This window comes from Gluconobacter sp. DsW_058 (assembly GCF_002153615.1).
Taxonomy (GTDB): domain Bacteria; phylum Pseudomonadota; class Alphaproteobacteria; order Acetobacterales; family Acetobacteraceae; genus Gluconobacter; species Gluconobacter cerinus.
In genome coordinates, this window is sequence record NZ_JOPH01000006.1 from 33,635 (window position 1) to 57,755 (window position 24,121).

Sequence of the window (24,121 nt, forward strand, 5' to 3'; positions counted from 1 at the left end):
TTCCCGTGATATAAGACGGGCTTCACGGGAAGAGCAGGTATGGCAAGCAGCACTCAGCATCATTTCGAAGTGTCCTGGAACGGACGGGGTCTTGTTCTGAAGGCTGCGGCCGTAAGCGGTTTGCTGCTTCTGTCAGGCTGTTCATTGCTTTCTCACAAGCATGAGAAGCCGGTCATTCCAAAGGCTGCTGACGCAGAGACGCTGTATAACTACGGTATCGATGCTCTTCATTCCGGCCGATATGAACTGGCAGGCGGCGAATTCGAGCTGCTTCAGCAGAACTATCCGTATTCCGGTTTCACCGGAAATGCCGAGCTGATGGAAGGCTATGCCTACTACCTGCAAGGTGAGTATGCGCTTTCGGTTCAGCAGCTTGAGCGTTATCTCCAGCTACACCCGACCAGTCCTGATGCGGCCTATGCCTTCTATCTGCGCGCCCTTTGCTATTATGAGCAAATCGCTGACGTGCAGCGTGACCAGCAGGGAACGGTTGAAGCCCTTGATGCTCTGGAAGAGGTTATTACCCGCTTCCCGCAGACAGCTTATGCACGTGACGCCCAGCTGAAGATTGATCTGTGCCGTGATCATCTTGCAGGCAAGGAAATGCTGGTTGGCCGCTGGTATCAGCAGCAGCGCAACTATGAAGCCGCAATGACGCGTTATCAGCGTGTCGTGCAGGATTTCCAGACCACGAACCACGTGGCTGAAGCGCTGGAGCGTCTTGTGGAAGTCTATTTGGCTCTCGGTCTCAAGGATCAGGCCAGACAGACGGCATCCGTACTGGGCTACAACTATCCGGACAGTCAGTGGTACCGCTATGCCTACGCAAATCTGCGGGATAACAAGCTGCTGTCCAGTGAGTTCAAGCAGCCGACCAAGACGTCCAGCAAGCCGCGTGGATTCTTTTCCCGCGCCTGGCATAGCGTATTCTGATGTGAGGCGTTTGAAACACGCCTCACTACACACAACATTCCCGTCATGCTGACCCATCTCTCGATCCGTGACGTCGTTCTGATCGAAAAGCTCGATCTGACCCTGGCCGCAGGTCTCACCGTTCTGACGGGCGAGACCGGTGCTGGTAAATCCATCCTGCTCGATAGCCTTGGCCTTGCCCTCGGAGACCGTGCCAATGCTGGACTGATCCGCTCCGGGGCAGCGCAAGCCAGTGTGACTGCCATCTTTGAAGTTCCGTCCGGGCATCCTGTTTTCACTCTCCTAAGTGAACAGGGAATCGCACTGGAGGAAGCTTCGGAGCCTCTGGTGCTGCGCCGCATCGTCACGCCTGATGGACGCTCACGCGCTTATGTCTCGGATCAGCCGGTTGGAATTAGTCTACTGCGGCGTATCGCGTCTCAACTCGTGGAAATTCAGGGCCAGCACGAGCAGATGGGTCTCGCCGATCAGAGCACTCACCTGAATTTGCTGGATGCATTTGGCGTCAAACGGGACCTTCTGGCGCGAACTGCCGCAACGTTTCATCAATGGGCCAATGCTCGCACCGCCCTCGCAAAAGCACGTTCCGAAATGGATACTGCTGCGCGCGAGGAAGAGTGGCTGCGTGCAACTGTTGATGACCTCTCGACTTTGGCTCCTCAAGAAGGTGAAGAAGAGTCGCTTGCCGCGCTACGTGTCAGTCTTCAGCAAGATGAACGTCGCGGAGAGGCTGTTGCCGCAGCCCTTTCTGAACTGACGCCACGTGACCGACGCTCATCAAACCCTTCCGCAGCTTTGCGGTCTGCCAGCAGGGCATTGGTCCGGCTGCTGCCGTCTTCTGCAGAAACTGAAGGCAGCACCTCCACTCATCAGGCACAGGCTCAGGAAGCTTTGGATGCGCTGGAAAAAGCCGAGGAAGCGTTAGCAGAAGCAGAAATGCTGCTAACGCGTCTTGCTGCCGATACGGAGAGCGATCCGCGACTGCTGGAAGAGACAGAAGAGCGTCTTTTCTCCCTGCGGGCCGAAGCCAGAAAACATAACGTCTCGGTCGCCGAACTCCCGTCCTTTCTCGCGTCCCTGAAAAGCCGTCTGGCTGCGCTCGATTCGGGTAATGCCGAACTGTCACGGCTTGAAATCGCTTTGACAGAAGCGCGGCTGGCCTATGAAGAAGCTGCGAGAGCTCTGTCCAAGGCGCGCGAACACTCTGCTCAGAAACTTGAGCAGGCCGTCAGCCGTGAGTTGAAGCCGGTCAAGCTTGAACGTGCCCGTTTTATTGTCTCGCTGCTCCCGCTCGCACCCGAACAATGGAACAGCCGCGGCATGGAGCAATCCTCTTTTCTTATCGCGGCAAACCCCGGTCAGGCGCCCGGCCCCTTGGCCAAAGTGGCCTCTGGCGGTGAGCTATCGCGTCTGATGCTGGCATTGAAGGTTGTGCTGGCCCAGCGCTCTGATGTGGGAACACTGGTCTTTGACGAGGTGGATTCTGGCGTTGGCGGCGCAACCGCATCCTCAATCGGCGACCGGCTGCATAAGGTCGCACAGGACGTACAGGTCCTGGTCGTAACGCACAGTCCGCAGGTTGCCGCCCGAGGTGACCATCACCTGCGCATTGCCAAGCGCATCCGCAACGAGCGCACCGAGACACTTGCAGAGCCTCTTTCCCGTGAAGCCCGCCGCGAAGAAATTGCCCGGATGCTTGCGGGTGACGTCATTACTGATGCGGCACGCGGCGCCGCAGATAGCCTTCTGGAACAGACCGCATGAATTCTGCCGATCGTCACGCCGAACTTGAGACCCTGCTTGCCCGATGGGACGAGGCCTATCACGGCAAGGACGACCCAGAGGTTTCTGACGCAGAATATGACGCTGCCCGGCGTGAGCTTCTGGAACTGGAAGACGCCAACCCTGAGCTTCGTCGTGAGGGAGGAGCGAGCGATCGCGTAGGCGCCCTACCCGATTCGGCTTTTGGAAAGCACCGTCATCTTGTTCCAATGCTGTCTCTGGATAACGTCTTTGGGGCAGACGGATTTGAAGGATTTGTTTCCCGCGTCGGTCGCTTTCTGGGACTGGATGACGACGGCATTCAGGCTCTTCAATTTGTAGCCGAGCCCAAAATTGACGGCCTCTCTATCAACCTGACGTATGAAAATCGAAAATTCGTCCGGGGCGTCACGCGCGGAAACGGTATTGAGGGTGAAGACGTCACGGCCAATCTGCTGACGCTCAAGGATATTCCGCACACTCTCCCTGATGATGCGCCAGATCTTGTAGAAATCCGTGGTGAAGTTTTCCTCTCAAAGAAGAACTTCCTGACCCTGAATAAGCAACAGTCAGAGCGCGGAATTAAACCGTTCGCCAATCCGCGAAATGCCGCAGCAGGATCTCTGCGGCAGCTAGACCCGGAAATCACACGCAGCCGCCCCTTGTCCCTGTTCGCCTACGCTCAGGGCTACGCATCGTCCGCTGTAAGCGAAACACATTCAGGATATCTTGAGGCCCTGACACGCTGGGGCTTCACGGTTAATCCCCTGTCCCAACTGATCGAACATGCCCGGGATATCCCCGCGTATGTGGACAGGCTCGCTCGTGATCGCTCCGGCCTTGATTATGATATCGATGGCATTGTCTTCAAACTGAACGATATAGCCCTTCAGAACCGGCTGGGGTTTGCAGGTCGTGCACCGCGCTGGGCCATCGCCTGGAAGTTCCCGGCTGAACAGGCCATCACCCGGCTGCTGCGGATTGAAATTCAGGTCGGACGAACTGGCGCGTTGACCCCTGTGGCTCATCTGGAGCCCGTCAATGTTGGTGGCGTGATTGTTTCGCGCGCAACCCTGCACAACGAAGACGAAATCGCCCGTAAGGACGTCCGTGATGGCGATCTGGTTTGCCTTCAACGTGCCGGAGACGTCATTCCACAAATTTTGGGCGTTGTGGAAAGCGATGAGCCACGCAGCCCGCGATATGTCTTCCCTGATCACTGCCCGGTCTGCGGATCACTGGCTGAGCGTGTTCATGGAGAAGCAGTGCGCCGCTGTACGGGCGGACTGACCTGCGAGGCACAGGTCCTGGAACGCCTCATCCACATGGTGTCACGAGGCGCGTTCGACATTGACGGTCTCGGAGACCGCAGCATCCGAGAATTTCATGCCGCCGGCTACGTCCTGCGCCCAGGAGATATTTTTCGCCTGAGCGCACATCAGGATGAACTTCAGAAACGGGACGGCTGGGGAGAACTCTCGGTCAGGAATCTTCTCCAGGCAATTGATGAGCGACGGACCATATCTCTGGCCAGGCTCATTTTTGGTCTTGGAATTCGCCGGATTGGAGAGCGTAACGCCCAGCTTCTTGCGCGGCATTACGGCACCTTTGAAGCCTGGCGCGACGCAATGGTAGCCGCGAACGCGGGCAGTGAAGAGCGGGAAGCGTTAGATTCCATCATGGGCGTCGGTGGTGCGATTGCAGACGAACTGGTCGCATTCTTTTCAGAAGCCCACAACGTCGAAACTCTTGATGATCTTCGGCAGCAACTTCACACAATTGAAGCAGAAGAAGCACCGTCCGAAGGCCACCTCTCGGGTAAAACCATCGTCTTCACCGGCACCCTGACCACAATGACGCGCCCCGAAGCAAAAGCGATCGCGGAGCGTCTTGGGGCACAGGTAACCGATAGTGTTTCCAAAAAGACGTCTTTGGTTGTGCTGGGAGAAAAAGCCGGATCAAAAGCAAAGAAGGCTGCTGATCTGGGGCTCGAAACTGTTGATGAAGCCGGCTGGAGAACATTGGCAGGGATTTGACAGTTTTAAGACATTGAGGACCTGCATGGCTGCCACCCGAAGATAATTGGCGTGTTCTGGTGTCTTCGGAGTATGATGCCGCCTGCATGCAAGTTTCTTCTTACACCCAGCACATGATTGTTCTTCTCCTGCTGGGCCTTCTCGCGACCGTCGTCCTGATCGCGGTCTCCATCCTGATCTCTCTTTCAGAGATTTCCTTCGCCGCAGCTCGTGACGTCAGGCTTCGCTCGAAAGCAGAAGCCGGCGATCCACGAGCCGTTGCCTTTCTGAAGCTCCGTCGCAACAGCGGGCAGGTGATTACCGTCCTGCAGATCTGCCTGAATGCCGTTGGCGTTCTTGGCGGCATCATCAGCGAATCGATGTTGAGCGAGCCCATCGCAGACGGCTTCCAACTCATGGGCTTTTCACCGTCTCTTTCGGCCAAGGGCGGCTCGGCCTGCTCCTTCATTCTTATTACGGGACTTTTCGTCCTGTTCGCAGATCTGCTTCCAAAGCGGATTGCGATGAATGCGCCGGATCGGATCGCTCTTAAGGTTGGGTGGTTCCCTGCCTTGGCCCTGAAGGTTCTGTATCCTGCGGTCTGGGTCTTTTCGCGCGTATCGGATGTGCTTCTGCGCGTGATGAAAATCCCAGCTGCGGCCACTGTCGAACCTGTAACGCCTGAAGATCTGCGCGCCATTCTCGCTGCAGGCACAGCCTCTGGTATCCTGCTGGAGCAGGAACATCAGATGATTCAGAATGTTCTGGGCCTTCAGGATCGTTCCGTAACGTCCGCCATGACCCCGCGTGATGAGATCGTCTTTCTGGACGTTCAGGAGACACCGGAGAGCCAGCGTGACAAGGTTCGCGTGCGTCCCTACTCCCGTTATCCCCTTTGCGATGGCGGACTGGATCGCGTGATCGGGTCTATTCGCGCAGAAGATGTTCTGGTTGCGGTTGTGGATGAGCCGCAATCCAAAGAGAGCCTGACGCCCGTCGCCAGCCAGATCTTCAAGATGCGCCGTGATGTCTTGTCCCTACCGGACACACTGAACCTCTGGGAAACTCTTGCCCAGTTCGACGCTCATTCCGCAGGCTTTGCACTGATCGTGAATGAATACGGTCTGGTCGTGGGCCTCATCACCTACAAGGATATCATGGGCGCTCTGATGGATGGTCTCGTCAGCCCATTTGAGGAGCAGGCCATTGTTCGCCGCGATGCCAACTCCTGGCTCATCGATGGCGCAGCACCGATCGGTGACGTTATTCGCGAACTGGATATCCCGATTTTCGATGATGCCCAGAATTTCGATACTGTTGGTGGCTTCGTCATGAATCGGCTGCGTCGCATGGCCCGAAAGGCCGATAGCGTCGAATCTTCAGGCTTCCGATTCGAAGTTGTGGACGTTGAAGGCTTCAGGATTAACCAGCTTCTGGTGACACGCCTCTAACGAGAAACCTTTCTTCCAAGCATGGAGGCTGATTAAGATCGCGCAATGCGTTCTGCAGGACATGGTTCCTGCCTCAGCTTCGGAAGATTGCTCCTTTGCCTGATTTTCAGCACTCAGCTCTGATTATCGTCGACGTCCAGAATGATTTTTTGCCTCATGGAGCCTTGGCTGTTCCGAAGGGCGATGAAATCATTGCCCAGGTTAATACCCTGTCCCATCTCGGCTTTGGAGCCGTGATTGCCACTCAGGACTGGCATCCCGCAAATCACTGTTCTTTCACGCAACAAGGCGGACCTTGGCCCGCACATTGTGTTGCAGCGTCGTCAGGTGCCGATTTTCCAAAATCTCTCGATCTTAGCCCGATCAGCCATATCATTCACAAAGGAATGGCGCAGAATCGGGATAGCTACTCAGCGTTCTTCGACAATGACCGTGTCACCTCTACCGGCCTGAATGCGCTCCTCAGCGGCCGTTCCATCAACCATGTTGTGATCTGTGGCCTGGCGCTTGATTTCTGTGTCGCGGCAACTGCTGAGGACGCCATGCGCTGTGGTTTCAGGACAGACATCGCGCTTGAGGCCTGCCGTGGCATCAACGCGGACCAAAGCGCCCTCCTCCAGAAACTGAGGAGCAACGGAATCACTTTGCCTGACTGAACGAGCTCGGCTGGAGAGGACACTACATATGAAACTGAAATTATTCGCTGCGATGTTACCCCTTATCGCACTCTCCACCTCACTTGCGTCTGCAGAAGTTCCAACGACACAGGAGCTCCTGAGCCGTTCGGGCTTCAAGGAGGCCTATAAAAGCATGATCACTTTGCCGGCCTGGGTCGTGTCAGGACAGGGCACATCAACGCCTGTGGAATATTTTTCTCAGGATGGAAAACGCTATGCACTGGGTCACATGTGCAAACCCCACGACTGTGCGGCGCAGCAACTCGAAATCGTCATGGCAGACGACCATTCAGGCGCATGGGGGCTTTTGTCGATCAAGGCTAGCAGCGCCTTGAAGCAAACACTTCTCGGATCACCAGAACCAGCAGTGGAAAAGGTTCTTCGAGATGCCTACAGCAAGAATAATTCTGCCAACTAATTTTTGAAATTTGCTAGGCGCGCGGCGCTGCTGTTAAGCAGGCTGGCGCGCCCTGCTGGATTCGAACCAGCGACCCACAGCTTAGAAGGCTGTTGCTCTATCCAACTGAGCTAAGGGCGCAGTAAAGAAACCTCAAAGACTGGTCGGGGCGCCCGGACTCGAACCGGGGGCCTCCTGTACCCAAAACAGGCGCGCTACCAGGCTGCGCCACGCCCCGAACCGAGGCGGAACTTAGGTGGTATAAGTTCCGGACGCAATAGGGTTTTTTCAATCTTTTTCATTTCTTACGAGCGGAGGCACAAAAAGTGGTGCCGTATCCCACGGAAACAGCACCCAGGTGTCCTGAGCGACTTCCGTGACATAGTGATCGGTCAGCGGTTTTCCGTCGGGCTTGGCATACAGGCAGGCAAAAACAGCCTTGGGCAGCATTTCACGTACGAACTGAGCCGTAATGCCGGAATCAACCAGATCATCGACGATCAGGAAGCCTTCACCGTCACCTGCGGCGGTTGGTGCTTTCACAACCTTCGGCTGGTGCTGCGTGCCTTCTTCACCAGCGTAGCTGATGACAGAAACGCTTTCGATCAGGCGGCAGCCCATTTCACGACCGAGAATAGCTGCGGGGATCAGGCCACCACGCGTAATCGCCACGATACCGCGGAACGGACCGTGCTTTTCCATGAGCGTCGCAGCAAGAGTACGGGCGTCACGATGGAGTTGGTCCCAGGTGACGGTTGCGTACGTTACGGGTTTGGGTGTGGATGTAGCATTCATGTCTCTCATCTGCCTTCCGGCTCGGAATTTTGCAATAAACTTGCACGCCGGAAGTGACTAATGTGCCTGAATGATTGAACCAGCATTACGGGCCCTTCCCGGCCTCGGCCCACTGATTATCAGCCGAATCTGTTCCCAGCTTTCTGCTACGACGCTGACAATTGCCATCGGCTGGCAGATGTATGCTCTGACCCATAGCGTATCATCGCTGGGCTATCTGGGCCTTGCACAGTTTCTACCGATGGTTCCCCTGACATTTATCTCCGGACACGTCGCGGACCGTTTTAATCGCCGCAGCGTGGTGCTGATCTGCCAGATTCTGGAAGTGCTCAGCACGGGCGCCCTTGCCGCCATAGCGGCCATGCATTGCCTGACCCCGGCCTACGTGTACGCTTTTGCAGCGTTCTACGGCACGCTACGCAGCTTCGAGATGCCGTGCCAGCAGGCGTTTCTTCCAGCCATTGTCCCCCCTCAGCTTCTGCCCAGAGCACAGGCACTGATGTCCTCCCTGTTCATGACGGCATCCATTGTGGGACCAAGCCTGGGCGGCCTTCTCTACGGGCTTGGGTCAGTCATCTGCTACAGCCTCGCGACGCTTGGATTCGCATTGGCGTTTCTAGGAACGCTGGCTCTAAAGCTGCGCCATAAGGTCGCATCAAAAGAACCTGTGACGTTCGCCTCTGTATTTGCGGGCCTTGGTTTTCTGAACAGACGTCGCGACCTTCTTGGCGCGATTTCCCTGGATCTGTTTGCTGTTCTTCTTGGGGGCGCCACTGCCATGCTCCCCGTCTATGCGGATAGCGTTCTCCATGTTGGGCCAGTCGGGCTGGGTTTTCTGCGCGCAGCCCCTGCGCTCGGAGCGCTCTTTACATCAGCTTGGCTGTCTCGCCATCCACTTGGGGGCCGCGCTGGAATTACGATGTTTGTTTCCGTGATCGTTTTTGGAATCGCGACCATCGTGTTCGGCGCTTCGCACATCACATGGATTTCAGTCGTCGCCCTGATGGTTCTAGGAGCAGCAGACGTCATAAGTGTTGTCGTCCGGTCTTCACTCATTCAACTGGCTACACCAGACGCCATGCGCGGAAGGGTCTCCGCTGTGAATTCACTATTCATTGGCTCCAGCAACCAGCTGGGCGAATTTGAGAGCGGAATGCTGGGAACAGCCATAGGGCCAGAAGCAGCGGTTATTGCAGGCGGCGTAGGAACAATTCTTGTCGCGGCAACCTGGATTCGTCTCTTTCCCAGCCTGTGGGCGCTGGATCGCCTGGAAGACGTTAGGCCAGAAGAACTCTGAGCAGATCCCACGAACTCATCACCGGAACGGCATCAAGCCTCCGGTGATGGTCAATCAGTACAGTAGATATGAAAAAAGCCCCGTAAGGGGCTTTTCACTGTACCGAACCAAATCTTTCAAGAAGAAAGAGTGGCTCCCGAAGTAGGACTCGAACCTACGACCCAGCGATTAACAGTCGCTTGCTCTACCAACTGAGCTATTCGGGACCGGTGAGGAGGTATTTAGTCCAACCGCCGGGGTCGGTAAAGCCCCTTTTTTCATATTTCTGCATTTTTCTGAACTTTCTTCAGTAACCCGCAGAAAACATGACTTTTTCAGAGCTCTTCCCGTCCCCGGGTTGCCAATACATCCACACGTTCATTGTTCACATCACCAGAATGTCCCCTCACCCAGAGCCATTCGATTTCATGAGGTTTGGCCGCATCGAGAATGCGCTGCCACAGATCCATGTTGGCAACAGGATCACCAGCTGAATTACGCCAGTTCCGCCGTACCCAACCACTGTGCCACCGCGTGATACCGTTCCGAAGGTATTCACTGTCTGTATGCAACGTGACCCGACACGGCCGCTTCAGAGCTTCCAGAGCTTCAGCCGCAGCCGTCAGTTCCATGCGGTTATTGGTCGTCTCCGGATGGCCGCCCCATAGCTCCTTCTCCTTGCCCTTAAAGCAAAGCAGTGCTCCCCAGCCTCCTGGGCCGGGATTGGGCTTGCAACCACCATCCGTCCAGATTTCGACCGGAAGCTGATCCGCGCTCGCATCAGACATGGGCGACACCTGAGAAATGTCGGAGACGCCCCAGATAGGCCAGTGGGTCCTTGCGGGTCACCAATGCGTCAGCCGGAGTATTGATCCAGTCGTAGAGGCGCGTCAGCAGAAACCGGATTGAAGCCCCCTGACATAGAACTGGCAAAGCTTCCTTTTCAGCCACCTCTAAATTGCGGACGCTTTCGTAACCTTCGATCATGGCGTGAGCGAAAGCCGGTTCGAAAACCTTCTCATCGCGAAAACACCAAGCGTTCAGACAGATCGCCAAATCGTAAGCAAACAGGTCCGTGCAGGCGAAATAGAAATCAATCAGCCCAGAGACCTGGTCGCCCTGAAAGAAGACATTATCGGGGAAGAGGTCTGCATGGATCTGCCCACGAGGCAAACGACCCGCAGCGGGCCAAGATTTTTCAATCCGTGACAGTGCATCGGACAGTTCCTGCGTGAGGCCCGGCAGCAGGTCATCCCCACTGCCCTGACAGCTCTCAAGGAGTGGGCGCCACGCTTCCACAGACAGCCCATTAGGCCGTTCCGCTGTGTAGTCCTGCCCCAGCTTGTGGAATGTCGCGAGGACCTGTCCCAGTGCATGACAGGCAGATGCTGTAATCTGAGGGACGGCTTGCCCCGGAAGGAACGTGGTGATCGCAGCAGGCCGATCTGCCAACACCCTGAGAGCGATCCCGTCTTTTGCCTGTACGGGCTGCGGGCAGTTCATGCCCTTCCCCGACAGATGCTGCATCAGCCCCAGAAACCATGGAAGGTCAGACGCTTTGACCCGCCGCTCAAAGAGCGTGAGGATGAACTTCCCTTCCGTGGTCTGGAGGAGGAAGTTGCTGTTTTCGACGCCTTCGGCAATGCCCTGGAAAGAAACCAGGGCACCGATGTCATATGTGCCAAGAAACGCTTCAAGCGCCTCGGCCGCCAGTTCAGTATAGACGGCCATGAAGACTCAGTTGTCCTCACCAGCAAGCGGACCTGGAAGGCGGAAATTGATGTTTTCCTCCTTCATGATTCTCTCTTCGATCTTCAGCGTGTACTTCGCAGCAAGCGCCGTCACCATTTCCTGCACGAGGCTTTCCGGAGCGGACGCACCTGCACTGATGCCCAGCGTTTCAACGCCTTCCAGCACAGACCAGTCCAGATTTTCCAGCTTCGGCACCAGAAGTGCGCGGCGGGCACCAGAACGCTCGGCCACTTCCCGCAGACGCTGCGAGTTGGAAGAGTTTGGCGAACCGATCACGATCACCAGATCGCTTTCCGGCGCAATGGCCTTCACAGCTTCCTGACGATTGGTCGTCGCGTAGCAGATGTCTTCGCGCTTCGGACCTTCAATGAGCGGGAAGCGAGTCCGCAGAATATCAACGATCTCAGCCGTATCATCCACGGACAGCGTCGTCTGCGTGATGAAGGCCAGCTTCGCCGGATCCTTTGGCTGGATCGTACGGGCTTCTTCAGCATCGTTGATGAGCGTGACAGCGCCCGGCGGAAGCTGGCCCATTGTGCCCACTACTTCCGGATGGCCGGCATGACCGATCATCAGAATATGGAGCTGCTCTGGGCCACCACCTGCAAAGTGACGCTCTGCTTCGCGGTGCACCTTGGAAACCAGCGGACACGTTGCATCTAGGTAAAGCAGATTGCGGCGCTGCGCTTCGGCTGGAACTGACTTCGGCACGCCATGCGCTGAGAAAACGACATGCCCGTCGGGCGGCACTTCGTCGAGTTCCTCAACGAAAATGGCGCCCTTGGCCTCCAGTCCTTCAACCACAGTGCGGTTATGGACGATTTCGTGACGAACATAGACGGGCGCGCCATAGCGGCGCAGCGCTTCTTCAACGACACGGATGGCACGATCCACACCGGCGCAGAAGCCGCGAGGCCCGGCCAGCAGGACGCGGAGCGTCTTCTGGTGTGCAGCACCTTCAGGTGCAAGAGTTGTCTGATCTGACATGGTGTTCCCCAAGCGGGCGGAGTTCGATATGTAGGACCAGTATCGACCGGATTGACGCATGTCGCAACGTCCGGGCCGCTTTGTGGGAGTTTCTACAGCAGATGCCAGCCTTTCGGCGCCTTGCCACGTCCCTGTTTGTCCCGGCTTTTGCCGTCGTCGCGATTTCAACACTCGCGGGATGTGACGAATCCAATCCGGGCTTCTTTGCCCCCACATGCCCGGTCACGGATATTCCCAGCGCCGCAGCAGACCGGTTTGTCTATGACGGAAAAGATCCGGACATCGGGAATCTGGTCAGCCACGCACAGCTCACAGCCATTTCAGGGGACTGCGAACGTGGCCCCAAAGGCCCCAAAGACCAACAGATGATTCGTACCCGCGTCAGCCTAGCAATGAACCTGACGCGAGGACCTGCCTCCAAGACCGGCACCATCGACGTCCCCTATTTCATCGTCATCATGCGTGACGGAAAAATCGTGGATAAGAAGGTCTTCACGGACACATTCAAGCTGGAACCGAATGTCAGCAACCAGTCTGTTCGTACGGATCTGCGCCTTGTTGATCTTCCTGCATCCAAAAATATTCAGGAAAATCCCTACACGCTCGAAATCGGCTATCAGCTGACCAAGGATGAGCTGACTTACAATCAGCAGCACCTCCCCGTCGTAAAGTTCCGTGGCCGGACGCAGTAAAGGCCTTTTTCCTTCTCTTTCACCTGACGTCAAAATCCGGATTACGCTGAAAACGACCTTGGCTTGCCTGGCAGGCTTTGGGTCTTCAGCCTTTTCTGCGACTCCTGACGTTTCGGCATCGAAAGAAGAAAGGATCAAGGTCCATCACGCAGAACGTCCGGAAATCCAGAACTTTCCCCATGCAGGGTTCCTGGAACAGCCACGCCGCCTGACGCCGAGCCAGAATGTTGCGCCGATCGGACGCCAGCCCCGATGGGGTGGATTCAATCGCGGCAACGGCGAAGGTGCGGGCTTTGGGCCTGTCGGACGCTATGGTGTCGCGCCATGGGCGGAAGACTGGTCATACCTACGTGACAAGCGCCATCAGAGCGACATTTTCGATCCCTTGAAGTTTATTGCTCTGAATAATGAACGCACAATCTGGCTGTCCCTGTCCGAACGCACCCGCCTCCGCAACTGGTACAATGACTATCCGATGCTGGGGACGAATACCCACTCCGGTTCAGGTCGCTTCGTCACGCGCAATATGTTGGGAGCCGACCTTCATATCGGAGAACACTGGCGTATCTTCGCGCAGCTCGTAAACGGCACGGCCGCAGGCTGGAACGGATATGGCTATGGTGGCACTTACCGTAAGCGTCTGGACCTGCATCAGGCTTTTATCGAATACAAACGCACGATTGGCACAGCAAAGACGGGCCTGATGTTTGGAAGGCAGCAGTTTCTCGATGCGCCATCCTACGTCCTGTATGACCGGGAACCCCCGAATATCCAGATTACCTGGAACGGACCGCGCGCTTATGCGATTTTCCCGCATGTCCGGTTCGATCTCTATGACTTCGTTGCGACAGACATCACCCCAACGGCCATGTTCCACGACACGCAGGACTGGAACACGCGCCTCTATGGATTCAACACGACCTTTGACGTCCCCGCGTTCTATCTGGGCCAACAGCGTGTTCAATCCTATCTCGATCTGTTCTGGATTGGCTTTCATCTTGGTGGAAAAACAGGCTCTGTTCCGCTGGTCAGTGCGAGCAAAATCAGCTCCGTAACGGGCGCGACAAATCGTAACAATTTCGGTTTTCGGTGGTACGGCACAGCCCAGCAACTTGAATACGCCATTGGCGTCTTGTGGCAGCAAGGCAATTTCACACAATACGGAACCACTGCCCGGCGCCAGGTCTCTGCTTATTCTGTGAATACGACATTGGGATACAGACGTTCCAATCTGCCTCTCAAACCCTTCTTCGGAATTCAGGCGGACGTCTATTCCGGCGGCAATGAAAACCGTCATACCGGAACAGTCGGGACTTACAGTGCGCCATTTGCCCCGCAAAATCCGTATCTGGACTACACGGGCTATATTGGCGCAGCGAACCTGATCAATCTGTCCCCCATTGTCGTGGGGTCCTACGGTAAGGTGTCTTCGCGGATCAAAGTCCCGATTCTATGGAGGGAGACCACAGCGTCTTCCGTCTATTCAATCAGTTCGGCTTATAATTTCCCCAGGTTTCGCAGCCACTTCATAGGCGTAGCCCCTAATGGTCTGCTGACATGGGCCGTATCTCGACACTGGAACTGGACACATGTCGTCGCGTGGTTTGCGGCATCGCATGATCTGAAAAATGCCGGGGCAAAAAGCGGGCTCTATTATCAGTCCAGCCTGTCATTTGCTTTTTGATGAATGGTTGCGGTGCGGGCCTCCGCAGCGTAATGCCCGAAAAAACAACGCGACATCACAGGATCGCCCCACCATGAAACTTATGGACAGCCGCGAACTGACCTTGCGGGGCATTATTCTGGGTGCCCTGATTACCGTCGTCTTCACGGCAGCAAATGTCTATCTGGGATTGAAGATCGGCCTGACCTTTGGCTCCTCTATTCCCGCGACCATCATTTCAATGGCCGTACTCCGCCTGATGGGCGGCGGGACGATGCTCGAAAACAATATGGTGCAGACGCAGGCTTCTGCGGCAGGAACACTCTCCTGCGTCTTCGCAGCGCTGCCTGGCCTCATCATGGTCGGGTATTGGCACGAATTTCCATATTTTGTCTCACTCCTCCTAACACTTGCAGGAGGCATGACCGGCGTCATCTTCACGATCCCGCTGCGTCGGGCATTGGTGAAGAATTCTGACCTCCCGTATCCGGAAGGCACAGCCTGCGCTGAAATCCTGAGAGCCTCTTCCCCTGAAGGCGATGCCGAGAGCCTACGCTCCCTGACAAAAGGAAGCCTTGTCTCTGCTGCCGTTGCTTTGGCGACATCAGGGCTCAGGCTACTGTCCGACGGCGTTTCGGCCGCTACCAGCTTCGGCGCGTCCGTGTTTCGTCTGGATATTAGCTTCTCCCTCGCACTTCTGGGAACAGGTTATCTTGTCGGCATCGGCGGTGGCATTGCCATGCTGCTGGGTGTTCTGATGGGCTGGGGCGTTATGGTTCCCATCCTGGGACATCTGAACCTGGCCGCTGACCCTATGGCCGCGGCGACAGGTTTATGGATTCATAAAGTGCGCTTCATCGGCGCCGGAACAATTGCCGTTGCCGCAATCTGGACGCTGCTCGCACTGGCCAAACCTGTTGCGATCGGACTGAAAGAATCTCTGTCCGTTAAGCATCGCGCGTCTCAGGATGAGAGCGACCTGGATCTCGCGCCGCGCACGTTGATCGGCCTGAGCATCGGGCTGGCTCTCGTTCTTTCTGGACTGTTTACCCAGTTCCTATGGCCGGCAATGCCGCACGGTGCATCCCTTGTGACGCTCGTTGTTCTGGGGTTGGGCGCCTGTTTCGGTCTCGGCTTTCTGGTTGCGAGTGCCTGCGGTTATATGGCGGGCATAATCGGATCATCCTCTTCCCCGATTTCGGGCGTCGGAATTATCGCGATCATTGCCATTTCCGTCACACTCTGGGGACTGGAAAGTGGCGGCGTTCTTTCGCCCGACCAACGCCCAACGGTTATTGCATTCGGATTATTCGTACTGTCTGCCATCACGGCGTCTGCTGCTGTATCAAATGATAACCTGCAGGACCTCAAGACCGGACAGTTAGTTGGAGCGTCTCCCTGGAAGCAGGAAGTTGCCCTCCTCATAGGGTGCGCTGTTGGTGCCGTGGTTATTCCATGGGTCTTGCAGACACTTTATCAGGCCTACGGATTTGTTGGAGCGATGCCCCGCGCGGATATGGATCCGACCCGAGCTCTCGCAGCGCCACAACCCGCGCTCATGGCTGCCATCGCGACAGGTATTCTCTCACACAACCTCGACTGGCTGATGCTGGAAATCGGGGCGGTGATCGGGATTGTACTGGTTGTTGCGGATATTCTTCTAAAGCGGCGCAATCTCGCTCTGCCGCCTCTAGCCGTTGGTATGGGAATTTACCTGCCAGCCAACGTGTCCGTGACGATCGCGATCGGAGCAGGCCTCGGCTGGCTACTGCGCAAGTCCCCTAAAGAACAGGGTACAATGATCGCATCGGGCTTTATTGTGGGAGAAAGTCTGGTTGGCGTGGCCGTGGCAGCCCTTGTGGGTGCCACAGGCAGCACGGAAACACTGGCCCTGCCCATTCCTGACATGGTTCGGTCAGGATTAGGCTGGGCTGTGTTTTTAGGCATCATGATATGGTTTGGGCGTTCTGTAAGACGCCCGACAGCCTGAGCTTCAGGCCTTTACCCACCACTGAACAGGTTCCGGCTCATCAAGAAGAACAGCCGGGGCCTCAACAGCGGCCTTCTCGACTTTCTTCACCACAGTTTCGTCCTGCACTTCTTTACGCGGACGTCCAACAGGGCGCGGCGAACGGCGGGCAGCTTCAGCAGCCTGCTCACGGGACTGGTGAAGCTGTGCTTTCAGAGACTGAATTTGGTCCTGATGCTCACGCAGATGACGGTTGAGTTCCGTAATCTGGATTTTGGCGTGAGCTTCGCGCGTTTCATATGTTTTGAGTTGCGTGCGGGCTTCAGCCAGATAACGCTCTGCTTCCTCCCAGCGACGCTGCTCACGCTTTACAGACTGGCGAAGACGTTCAATTTCGTCCTGGTCGTCCTGGCTCGGAGCATTGCTACGCTGTGCAAATCCACGGCTGGCCTGATGCTCAACAACAACCTGACCATCTCGCACAAAGCGACGGCGACGTTCTGTTGTTGGCGTGATGGGACGCGCCTTCTGGGGACGGGAAGATCCTGATCCCAGACGAGCAAGCGCCTCTCGCAGTTTGTCTTCACTAACCTGCTGATCGTCCTGCATTCTTCGTTTTTTCAACCAATTATAAAATTTGTTCTATGTCACCTGATCAGAATGCCCACCTAGAATGACGGAGGCTCTGAAAGGCGTAAAGCCGATCAGAAAAAAGCATGTCCTGACAAGGAAATGAAAGTCGACACTGCCGGGTTTCTAACTCATTCCGGTGTATCAGACTGAATTCTTTTATCAGATCTGATATGTCCTGTCATCAACACAATAAGACTGTATTCATCTTTCTTTTACTGCCACTGACCCGGTTGCCAGAGAATGTCATCTGCTCCGTGAGCATTGGCATGACGTGCAAGAACGAAGAAATAATCAGAAAGGCGGTTTAGAAACCTGAGCCCTTCCTGAGGACCATGCTCCAAAATCACAATCCGCCGCTCCGCGCGCCGCGCAACAGTCCGGGCCATGTGGGCATGTGCAGAAACAAGAGAACCGCCAGGCAGAATAAAGCTTTTAAGCGCCGGCTGCTGAAGACGCATGTCTTCGATGCGTTCTTCCAGCCAAATAATAGCTTTTACTGTAAGACTCTGCGGACGTTCTTTGTCCGGAACACATAAATCTGCCCCTAAATCAAAAAGACAGGACTGTATCTTCCGAATATCAGAGGAAAGATCTCGTATACTTTCCTCTGATCTTAGAGAGCAATCGAGCAAACCAAGAAGAGCGTTCAGCTCATCGACCGTCCCCATGGCCTCAATTCTCGGACAGGCTTTTGAGACACGGGTTCCGTCTCCCAGTGAAGTCTGCCCTGAATCGCCGCCACGCGTTACAATACGATCAAGCCGAACACCCGTCATAATTGCCCTCTAACGCTCAGTGACGACCGAAGTGATGATGATGACCTTTGACAGTCTTCGCGCCGCTCAGGTCCTGCGCACGAGTCGTATGGTCCTTGAGCATCTTCGTGGTGTCTGATGCCAGCGTCTTGATATCGGCCGTTCCGCCAGACTGCGATGCCGTTGCCAGAGCACTGCTGAGAGCAGGCGTCTGAACGCTCACGATTTCACGCAGGAAAACACGATCAAAAGCAGCGCCATACAGATGACCGAAAGATGCAACATGCGCCTCATCGCCAGCATTCAGCTTGTCAGTGACGGTCAGGTTGGCGTCGCTCGCCACCTTGGCAACAGCCTTGCGGTTGGTCGTGTGATCACTGACCACCGTTGCAGCGAAAGCCTTCACAACATCGCTGTTGCTATGCGTCGCAGCCAGTGTCGCAATGCTCACCTGCGTCAGATCCATGGCATCGATCTGCTGAAGAAATGCAGCATCCGCTGTCGAAAGCGTATAGGTTGATGCAGCAGACGGCAGCGCTGGTGCTGGCGGTGCATCCGGAGCATTACAGGCGCTCAGGCCTGCCAGCATGGCAATCGAGGCAAGAGCTGCGAAGCGTGCAGTAACTGTCATGAAGAGACATTCCTTCCATCTGCGAGACCAGGACAATGTCCCAGCCACTCTGGCTGAATGGTCCCGGCTTCAAGCGGTCCATTCATGTTCGGCACCACTCATGATACATTCAGGCCATGTCCGCAAATTCTAGCACGCATGATTTTTCCGGCGCCTTCCGCTTCTGTTTCATTGCAGGTGCTGTCGAAGGCGCATCCGGAGTGGTTCTCGGGGCGCTTGCCTCTCACCTCCCGGACCATATGTTTGCCATCCCCAATGGCCGCACCGTTCTGCACTCCGGGGTGGACATCCTCATGTGGCACGCCATCGCACTCTGCGCGCTTTCACTTGGAGCGCGCTTTCTGGTGCCACGCCTGGCGCGTCTTGCATGTCTGACAATGCTGGCAGGCACGCTGCTCTTCTGTGTCTCCGTCACGCTTTTCGCGCTTTTTGATCTGAAACTCGGGACACTCTCAGTAGCTCGCATAGCCCCTTATGGCGGTACCTTGCTGATTTTAGCATGGCTTCTTGCAGCACTGTCCGGACTAAGACGGCGCTCAGCCTGAGACGTCAGGATCTGTTTCTGATCATCTTAAGAGCAAAAAGCCCAGCCACCTGAACGATCAGCGCCACGGCAAAACAGAACAGAATAATACCCACAAGAATGAGCTGTTCCCGCCCGAGCGCCGTTTCAATATGAAACACGCTGTAAAGCGACTGCCAGGCATGCGTCGCCGCAGTCTTCTGAGAAAGCTTTACGGCAGGTTCCCAGAAACGAAAAATGGCGGCAAGCGCCAGGGTTAGCCCAACGAGGACGACGGTCCTCAGGAGCGTCTCCAGAATACTGACTTCTGCACCCTGCTGAGCGGAGGGCGATGAGGGTGAACCGTGTTGCGTTATCAAAAGCATGACCTTCCGAATGAAGTAGGCTTTAATCGTTTTGCTGTGACACTGCGTTATGTGATGCAGACCACTCGATCAATGAAAGCCTTTTTTATGCGCGTTTCCCTTCTTGCCGCCGCCGGACTGGGTCTGGCGCTTTCCGCACCTTTTTCAGCGCAGGCTGCAAGTACGCCTGCGCCCAAACTGACGGAAACATCAGCCCCGCCGGTCGCAACACCCTATCCAGACACGTCCGTCGCCCAGGAGCAGGTGCGCGATGCCTTTGCGCTCGCTGCCAAAACGGGCCGTAAAGTGCTTCTCGATTTCGGCGGCAACTGGTGCCCGGACTGCAAAATGCTCTCCGGCATTTTTGCCCTGCCCGACGCCAAGGCATGGCTGGACAGCCAGTTTGTGATCGTCCCGGTAAATGTCGGGCGCATCAACACCAATCTCGATCTGGCTCAGAAATACGACGTGACGATCAAGGCCGTTCCGACCGTCATTATCGTGACGCCAGATGGCAAGGCCCTGAACGGCGACGGCTCCAAAGCTCTCGGGAATGCTCGCAGCATGTCCCCACAGGCCGTTCTTGACCTGATCTCCGAGTGGAACAGTCGCGGATAAACCTTTCATTCTGGCTCTGAAGTTACCCTTCAGAGCCAGAACCGTTGCCTCAGATTCCGAGTTCCTGCTCGGCTTCATGAACGACTTCCGCCAAAGCATCCTCCTCAAACGGGGATACCAGACCGGCATCAGCCACAAGCTGTGAGAACGGCTTGGAGCCGCCTTCCGAGCACAGCTTGCGATATGTCTCGAACGTGGCTTCCCGATTCATACGAGAACGAAGCCAGAGTTGCAGTGCACAACACTGAGCCAGAGCATAATCAATGTAATAAAATGGTAGGCGATAGATATGGAGTTGGGCCTGCCAGCGACCACCCTTCGCCGGATAAGCCAGATCGCCCCAGTCCCGCCAGGGCATGTACATTTTCTCCAGGCGTGCCCAGGTCTCGTGCCGTTCTGCCGCTGTCATTTGCGGATTGGCATACACTTCATGCTGGAAGTGATCGACACAGACACCGTATGGGAAAAATGAGAGCGCATCGATGAGATGCATCCGGCGATACCGGTCCCCTGCCCCGTCTTCGACCAGCGTATCAATCTGCGGCCAGGTCAGAAATTCCAAACCCATGGAATGAATCTCGGCGGCTTCCATGGTCGGCCAGAGCTGATCGACCCAGTCCTGATCGCGGCTTTTCCAGTTCTGGAAGGCATGCCCCATCTCGTGGGTAAACACGCCGATATCGTTATGAGTGCCATTGAAATTGGCAAAGATGTAAGGGCTACCAATGGTCGGGAATGAGGTGCAGAAGCCACCGCCTGCCTTGTTGTCCCGGTTTTTCAGATCAAGATATCCGAGATCCCGCATCTGAACGTAGAAATCACCCATTTCGCCTTTGGGGTCGAGCGCACGGAACATGCCTTCTGCCCGAGCCACAAGCAGATCATGATCTCCTGCTGGCTCCGGATTCCCCTGCAAATCGATCAGTGCCTCGTCCCAGGCCCAGACCTTGTCCCATCCCATTTTAAGGCGACGGCGTTCCAGCAGTGACTGAACCAATGGGGTAACAGAACTGAGAACCTTTTCCCGGAAGGATGCCACCTGCTCCGGGCCGTAATCTGTCCGGCGCATCCGGCGGTAACCCAGCCCGATATAGTTCTCAAACCCCAGCGTTTTCGCCATCCGGTCACGCAGCTCAACCAGACGCCCATAAAGCGTATCCAGTTCTTCGCCGTGTTCTTCAAAAAAGGCCCAGCGTGCCTGCTCGGCAGCGTGGCGGACGTCCCGATCCGCCCCTTGCAAATATGGCACAAGCCCTGACAGGTTCAGAACCTTGCCATCAAAGGCAATTTTCGCCGAGGCCAGAAGCGCCGTGTATTCGCCCGTCAGGCGCGCTTCTTCTTCCAGATCCGTGCTGATCCGGGGATCAAACGTCGTGGTGTCGGCTTCCCACAAATGAACCACATGTGGCGTCAGGAGTGCTTCCAGACCGGTACGATCAGAGTCTGCCAGCAGACGCTTCTTGATGATGACTTCATGGTCCGTCGCAACAGGCGAAAGGCGATCCGCGTAGTCACGGTCCGTCTTCGCCGTCTCGTCCTGCGTGTTGCGGGAAAACTGGAGATGAACGTGGGAGGCCCAGGATTCATACTCTCGCCGAACGGCGTCAAAGGCCCTGAGAGCCTCTTCGCGCTGCCCGCGATCAAGCAGCGACGAAATGTCCGCGTAGCGCGCCTTAAGAGACACTTCGTCTGGACGGGGGAAAGACAGGTCAGAGAACGGAGGGATTGTCTGTGTCATGATCCAATTCTGACACTCCGCTCCGTTTCCGTCCATGCTTCTCAGGTTTTGCGGATACCTTTTACAAACCCTTCAATGCGGCGACATGCCTCTGCAAGCTGGTCATCGGACGCTGCACATGAGAGGCGCAGATAAGGGCTAAAGCCAAACGCAGTTCCCGGAACGGTCGCAACATGAGCCTCTTCAAGCAAGGCCTCTGCAAACGCCACATCCGTATCCAGCAATCGCCCGCTGGCAGAAGTGCCGCCAATCAGTTCGCCAACACCTGGATAAACGTAGAAAGCGCCTTCCGGAACGGCACATGTCAGCCCTGGAATGGCTTGAAGCGCTTCAACCATCCTATCCCGACGACGCTGGTAGGTTTCGCGCATCTGCTCAATACGATCCAGCCCACCTTTCAACGCAGCGGCAGAGCCGGCCTGAGCAAGCGTGCAAACACCGGACGTTGTGTTCCCCTGCACTGCAATCATCGCCTTGATGAGCGGCACCGGACCACAGGCAAAACCGACGCGCCAGCCCGTCATGGCATAAGCCTTGGCCATACCGTTAATAACCAGAATGCGGTCTGCCAGATCAGGCGCTACCTGCAAGATGGACAGATGCCTGCGACCATCAAACGTCAGGTGTTCGTAAATTTCATCAGACATGACAAGAACATGCGGCGCCTCGCGCAAGACATCGGCAATGGCTTCAAGGTCATGACGTTCAAGAATGGCACCGGTGGGATTGTTCGGAAAATTGAGAACCAGCCAACGGGTTTTAGGCGTAATCGCAGCCTTGATTGTCGCTGCATCAGGCCGGAAACCATTTTCTTCCGGGCAGGGAATTTCAACAGCCGTCCCACCCAGCATCCGGGCAATCAGTGGATAGCTGACCCAATAAGGCGCAGGAACGATAACCTCGTCCCCGTCATCCAGCGTTGCCGCAAAAGCATTATAGATGACCTGCTTGCCACCATTGGCCACCATAACACGGTCAGATGTGACCGTCAGATCATTATCCCGCTTGAACTTATGAATAATGGCGTCAATCAGCGCCTTTTGGCCCGGAATGGGAGGATAACCCGTATCACCAGCCAACCCGGCTGCATAAGCGGCTTCAATGGCTTCTGGCGGTGATGGAAAATCCGGCTGTCCAAGGGCAAGTGAAATGACGTCTTCACCCTCCGCCCGCAATTCGCGGGCCCGCGCTGCCATAGCAATAGTGGCTGGCTTGGGGAGTGTTGCCAGACGGGATGCGATGCGAAACGTCATGACAGGCCCTGACAGAACTGCTGAATGCGGGTGCAGGCTTCCTTCAGAAGCTCGGTGCTGGTGGCATAGGAAATCCGGAAATATCCGGGCGTCAGGAAAGCACTTCCATGAACTGCGGCAACGCCCGTCTCATCCAGAAGAGCCGTGACAAAGGCCTCGTCACTGTCGATCAGATGGCCACCCTTACTCGTTTTTCCAAGCGTTCCCTCAATCGATGGGAAGACGTAAAACGCTCCTTCCGGCTTTGCACAGCTCAGGCCAGGTGCGTCATTGAGCATGGACACCACAAGATTGCGGCGCTGCTCATAAACGCTCACCATTTCCCCAATGAAATCCTGCGGGCCTGAAACGGCCTCCTTGGCCGCAGCCTGAGCAATGGAGCATGGATTGCTCGTGCTCTGTCCTTGCAGCTTGATCAGCTGGCGCGTCAGCTCCACAGGCGCTGCGGAAAAGCCAATTCGCCAACCGGTCATGGCATAGGCCTTGGACACGCCATTCATCGTCACCGTCCGGTCCCGCAGACGCGGTTCAACCTGCACAAACGTCTTGGCCACGGCGCCTTCATACATCAGCTTGGCGTACATATCGTCCGTCAGGATCCATACATGCGGATGCTCCAACAGAACCTCAGTCAGCGCCTTGAGATGATGCTCGTCATAAGCTGCACCTGTCGGATTGCAGGGCGAGTTCAGCATCAGCCATTTCGTCTTGAGCGTAATGGCAGCGCGAAGCTGGTCCGCCGTCAGGCGGAAACCATTCTCAGCCGTTGTCTGGATTACGACAGGTGTTCCGTCTGCCAGTGAGACGATATCAGGGTAAGACACCCAGGCCGGGGCCGGAATGATGACTTCATCGCCCGCATTCAGAGTAGCAACCATCACATTATAAATAACCTGCTTGCCACCCGTCGAAACGCAAATTTCCTCGGCGCGGTAATCCAGATCGAAATCAGCGTTCAGTCGGGCCGCAACTGCTTCACGCAGCGGCATCGTACCTGCAACATCCGTGTATTTCGTCTCGCCATTCTGAATGGCCCGAATGGCGGCCTGCTTGACGAAATCCGGCGTATCAAAATCCGGCTCACCAGCTGAAAGACTGATAATATCGCGGCCCTCTGCCTTCAGGGCACGGGCTTTCTGGGTAATCGCAATCGTCTGGCTCGGCAGAATACGGTTCAGACGGTCGGCAATGAGAGACATGATGGGTTCCCGGTGGCTTTATCGCGCAGAGACCCTAGCGCCGTCCGCCCTCATTTGAC

The 24,121-nt window shown here is 56.0% G+C and carries 23 protein-coding genes and 3 tRNA genes; 12 read left to right on the top strand and 14 right to left on the bottom strand.

Annotation, left to right across the window (positions count from 1 at the left end; genetic code table 11):
* The first annotated feature begins 39 nt into the window (after nucleotides 1-39).
* The 6 genes from HK24_RS05325 to HK24_RS05350 all read left to right on the top strand — a co-directional run bounded on the left by HK24_RS05325 (nucleotide 40) and on the right by HK24_RS05350 (nucleotide 7,255).
* The gene (locus tag HK24_RS05325) at nucleotides 40-933 is read left to right on the top strand and encodes an outer membrane protein assembly factor BamD (protein ID WP_046901363.1); all 894 of its coding nucleotides are present in this window, start codon (nucleotides 40-42) and stop codon (nucleotides 931-933) included.
* Nucleotides 934-978: 45 nt separating this feature from the next.
* Nucleotides 979-2,697 (top strand): DNA repair protein RecN, encoded by a 1,719-nt coding sequence (gene recN / locus HK24_RS05330; RefSeq protein ID WP_086633626.1) that lies wholly within the window; start codon nucleotides 979-981, stop codon nucleotides 2,695-2,697.
* A complete protein-coding gene (gene ligA / locus HK24_RS05335) occupies nucleotides 2,694-4,730 on the top strand; it encodes an NAD-dependent DNA ligase LigA (protein ID WP_086633627.1) in 2,037 nt (678 codons plus the stop codon). Before recN ends, ligA begins: the two co-directional genes overlap by 4 nt.
* 86 nt (nucleotides 4,731-4,816) lie before the next feature.
* Entirely contained in the window at nucleotides 4,817-6,160 is a 1,344-nt protein-coding gene (locus HK24_RS05340; protein ID WP_046902044.1) for a hemolysin family protein, read from the top strand.
* Nucleotides 6,161-6,255: 95 nt separating this feature from the next.
* Nucleotides 6,256-6,816, top strand: a complete 561-nt coding sequence (locus HK24_RS05345; RefSeq protein WP_086633628.1) for a nicotinamidase — start codon at nucleotides 6,256-6,258, stop codon at nucleotides 6,814-6,816.
* Nucleotides 6,817-6,844: 28 nt separating this feature from the next.
* Nucleotides 6,845-7,255 (top strand): Ivy family c-type lysozyme inhibitor, encoded by a 411-nt coding sequence (locus HK24_RS05350; RefSeq protein WP_198942066.1) that lies wholly within the window; start codon nucleotides 6,845-6,847, stop codon nucleotides 7,253-7,255.
* 43 nt (nucleotides 7,256-7,298) lie between these two features.
* Here the strand turns inward: HK24_RS05350 and HK24_RS05355 are convergent.
* From HK24_RS05355 to gpt, 3 genes are all read right to left on the bottom strand, one after another.
* Nucleotides 7,299-7,375: transfer RNA gene (locus HK24_RS05355), tRNA-Arg, on the bottom strand.
* A 20-nt stretch (nucleotides 7,376-7,395) separates the two neighbouring features.
* Nucleotides 7,396-7,472, bottom strand: a tRNA-Pro gene (locus tag HK24_RS05360).
* Nucleotides 7,473-7,522: 50 nt separating this feature from the next.
* On the bottom strand, nucleotides 7,523-8,038 hold the full coding sequence (gene gpt / locus HK24_RS05365) for a xanthine phosphoribosyltransferase (RefSeq protein ID WP_086633629.1): 516 nt from the start codon (nucleotides 8,036-8,038) through the stop codon (nucleotides 7,523-7,525).
* A gap of 61 nt (nucleotides 8,039-8,099) precedes the next feature.
* Between gpt and HK24_RS05370 the strand changes: the two genes are divergently transcribed.
* On the top strand, nucleotides 8,100-9,326 hold the full coding sequence (locus tag HK24_RS05370; protein ID WP_086633630.1) for an MFS transporter: 1,227 nt from the start codon (nucleotides 8,100-8,102) through the stop codon (nucleotides 9,324-9,326).
* Nucleotides 9,327-9,456: 130 nt separating this feature from the next.
* Here HK24_RS05370 and HK24_RS05375 read toward each other — a convergent pair.
* The 4 genes from HK24_RS05375 to ispH form a co-directional block, all read right to left on the bottom strand.
* Nucleotides 9,457-9,532, bottom strand: a tRNA-Asn gene (locus HK24_RS05375).
* A gap of 108 nt (nucleotides 9,533-9,640) precedes the next feature.
* Complete coding sequence (gene rnhA / locus HK24_RS05380; protein WP_046901356.1) at nucleotides 9,641-10,093, bottom strand: ribonuclease HI; 453 nt, start codon at nucleotides 10,091-10,093, stop codon at nucleotides 9,641-9,643.
* Entirely contained in the window at nucleotides 10,086-11,036 is a 951-nt protein-coding gene (locus HK24_RS05385) for a homoserine kinase (RefSeq protein ID WP_086633631.1), read from the bottom strand. The genes rnhA and HK24_RS05385 overlap by 8 nt, the downstream gene beginning before the upstream one ends.
* A 6-nt stretch (nucleotides 11,037-11,042) precedes the next feature.
* Nucleotides 11,043-12,044, bottom strand: a complete 1,002-nt coding sequence (gene ispH / locus HK24_RS05390; RefSeq protein WP_046901354.1) for a 4-hydroxy-3-methylbut-2-enyl diphosphate reductase — start codon at nucleotides 12,042-12,044, stop codon at nucleotides 11,043-11,045.
* A 101-nt stretch (nucleotides 12,045-12,145) separates the two neighbouring features.
* Here ispH and HK24_RS05395 point away from each other — a divergent pair, with 101 nt between their 5' ends.
* From HK24_RS05395 to HK24_RS05405, 3 genes are all read left to right on the top strand, one after another.
* A complete protein-coding gene (locus tag HK24_RS05395) occupies nucleotides 12,146-12,736 on the top strand; it encodes a hypothetical protein (protein WP_064273425.1) in 591 nt (196 codons plus the stop codon).
* On the top strand, nucleotides 12,720-14,420 hold the full coding sequence (locus tag HK24_RS05400) for an alginate export family protein (RefSeq protein ID WP_086633632.1): 1,701 nt from the start codon (nucleotides 12,720-12,722) through the stop codon (nucleotides 14,418-14,420). The genes HK24_RS05395 and HK24_RS05400 overlap by 17 nt, the downstream gene beginning before the upstream one ends.
* Nucleotides 14,421-14,493: 73 nt before the next feature.
* Complete coding sequence (locus HK24_RS05405) at nucleotides 14,494-16,389, top strand: OPT family oligopeptide transporter (RefSeq protein WP_086633633.1); 1,896 nt, start codon at nucleotides 14,494-14,496, stop codon at nucleotides 16,387-16,389.
* Nucleotides 16,390-16,392: 3 nt separating this feature from the next.
* Here HK24_RS05405 and HK24_RS05410 read toward each other — a convergent pair whose 3' ends face one another.
* The 3 genes from HK24_RS05410 to HK24_RS05420 all read right to left on the bottom strand — a co-directional run bounded on the left by HK24_RS05410 (nucleotide 16,393) and on the right by HK24_RS05420 (nucleotide 18,387).
* Entirely contained in the window at nucleotides 16,393-16,977 is a 585-nt protein-coding gene (locus HK24_RS05410) for a hypothetical protein (protein WP_046901350.1), read from the bottom strand.
* A gap of 236 nt (nucleotides 16,978-17,213) precedes the next feature.
* Nucleotides 17,214-17,777 (bottom strand): cob(I)yrinic acid a,c-diamide adenosyltransferase, encoded by a 564-nt coding sequence (locus HK24_RS05415; protein WP_086633634.1) that lies wholly within the window; start codon nucleotides 17,775-17,777, stop codon nucleotides 17,214-17,216.
* Nucleotides 17,778-17,793: 16 nt separating this feature from the next.
* Nucleotides 17,794-18,387 (bottom strand): DUF4142 domain-containing protein, encoded by a 594-nt coding sequence (locus HK24_RS05420; protein ID WP_086633635.1) that lies wholly within the window; start codon nucleotides 18,385-18,387, stop codon nucleotides 17,794-17,796.
* A 116-nt stretch (nucleotides 18,388-18,503) separates the two neighbouring features.
* On the opposite strand from HK24_RS05420, the gene HK24_RS05425 reads away from it, so the two are divergent.
* The gene (locus HK24_RS05425; RefSeq protein ID WP_086633636.1) at nucleotides 18,504-18,932 is read left to right on the top strand and encodes a DUF423 domain-containing protein; all 429 of its coding nucleotides are present in this window, start codon (nucleotides 18,504-18,506) and stop codon (nucleotides 18,930-18,932) included.
* A gap of 4 nt (nucleotides 18,933-18,936) precedes the next feature.
* On the opposite strand, the gene HK24_RS05430 is transcribed toward HK24_RS05425, so the two are convergent.
* Nucleotides 18,937-19,275, bottom strand: a complete 339-nt coding sequence (locus HK24_RS05430) for a hypothetical protein (protein ID WP_086633637.1) — start codon at nucleotides 19,273-19,275, stop codon at nucleotides 18,937-18,939.
* 72 nt (nucleotides 19,276-19,347) lie between these two features.
* Here HK24_RS05430 and HK24_RS05435 point away from each other — a divergent pair, with 72 nt between their 5' ends.
* Nucleotides 19,348-19,872 carry a thioredoxin family protein gene (locus tag HK24_RS05435; protein ID WP_369826510.1) on the top strand — a complete coding sequence of 175 codons (525 nt, stop codon included), beginning with the start codon at nucleotides 19,348-19,350 and terminating at the stop codon, nucleotides 19,870-19,872.
* Nucleotides 19,873-19,921: 49 nt separating this feature from the next.
* Here HK24_RS05435 and HK24_RS05440 read toward each other — a convergent pair whose 3' ends face one another.
* From HK24_RS05440 to HK24_RS05450, 3 genes are read right to left on the bottom strand one after another with little or no spacing between them, the layout of a single operon-like run.
* Complete coding sequence (locus HK24_RS05440) at nucleotides 19,922-21,610, bottom strand: M3 family oligoendopeptidase (RefSeq protein ID WP_086633639.1); 1,689 nt, start codon at nucleotides 21,608-21,610, stop codon at nucleotides 19,922-19,924.
* Nucleotides 21,611-21,651: 41 nt separating this feature from the next.
* Nucleotides 21,652-22,863: a pyridoxal phosphate-dependent aminotransferase gene (locus HK24_RS05445; protein WP_086633640.1), complete on the bottom strand. Its 1,212-nt coding sequence runs from the start codon at nucleotides 22,861-22,863 to the stop codon at nucleotides 21,652-21,654.
* Entirely contained in the window at nucleotides 22,860-24,062 is a 1,203-nt protein-coding gene (locus HK24_RS05450; RefSeq protein WP_086633641.1) for a pyridoxal phosphate-dependent aminotransferase, read from the bottom strand. Before HK24_RS05450 ends, HK24_RS05445 begins: the two co-directional genes overlap by 4 nt.
* Between the last annotated feature and the right edge of the window lie 59 nt (nucleotides 24,063-24,121).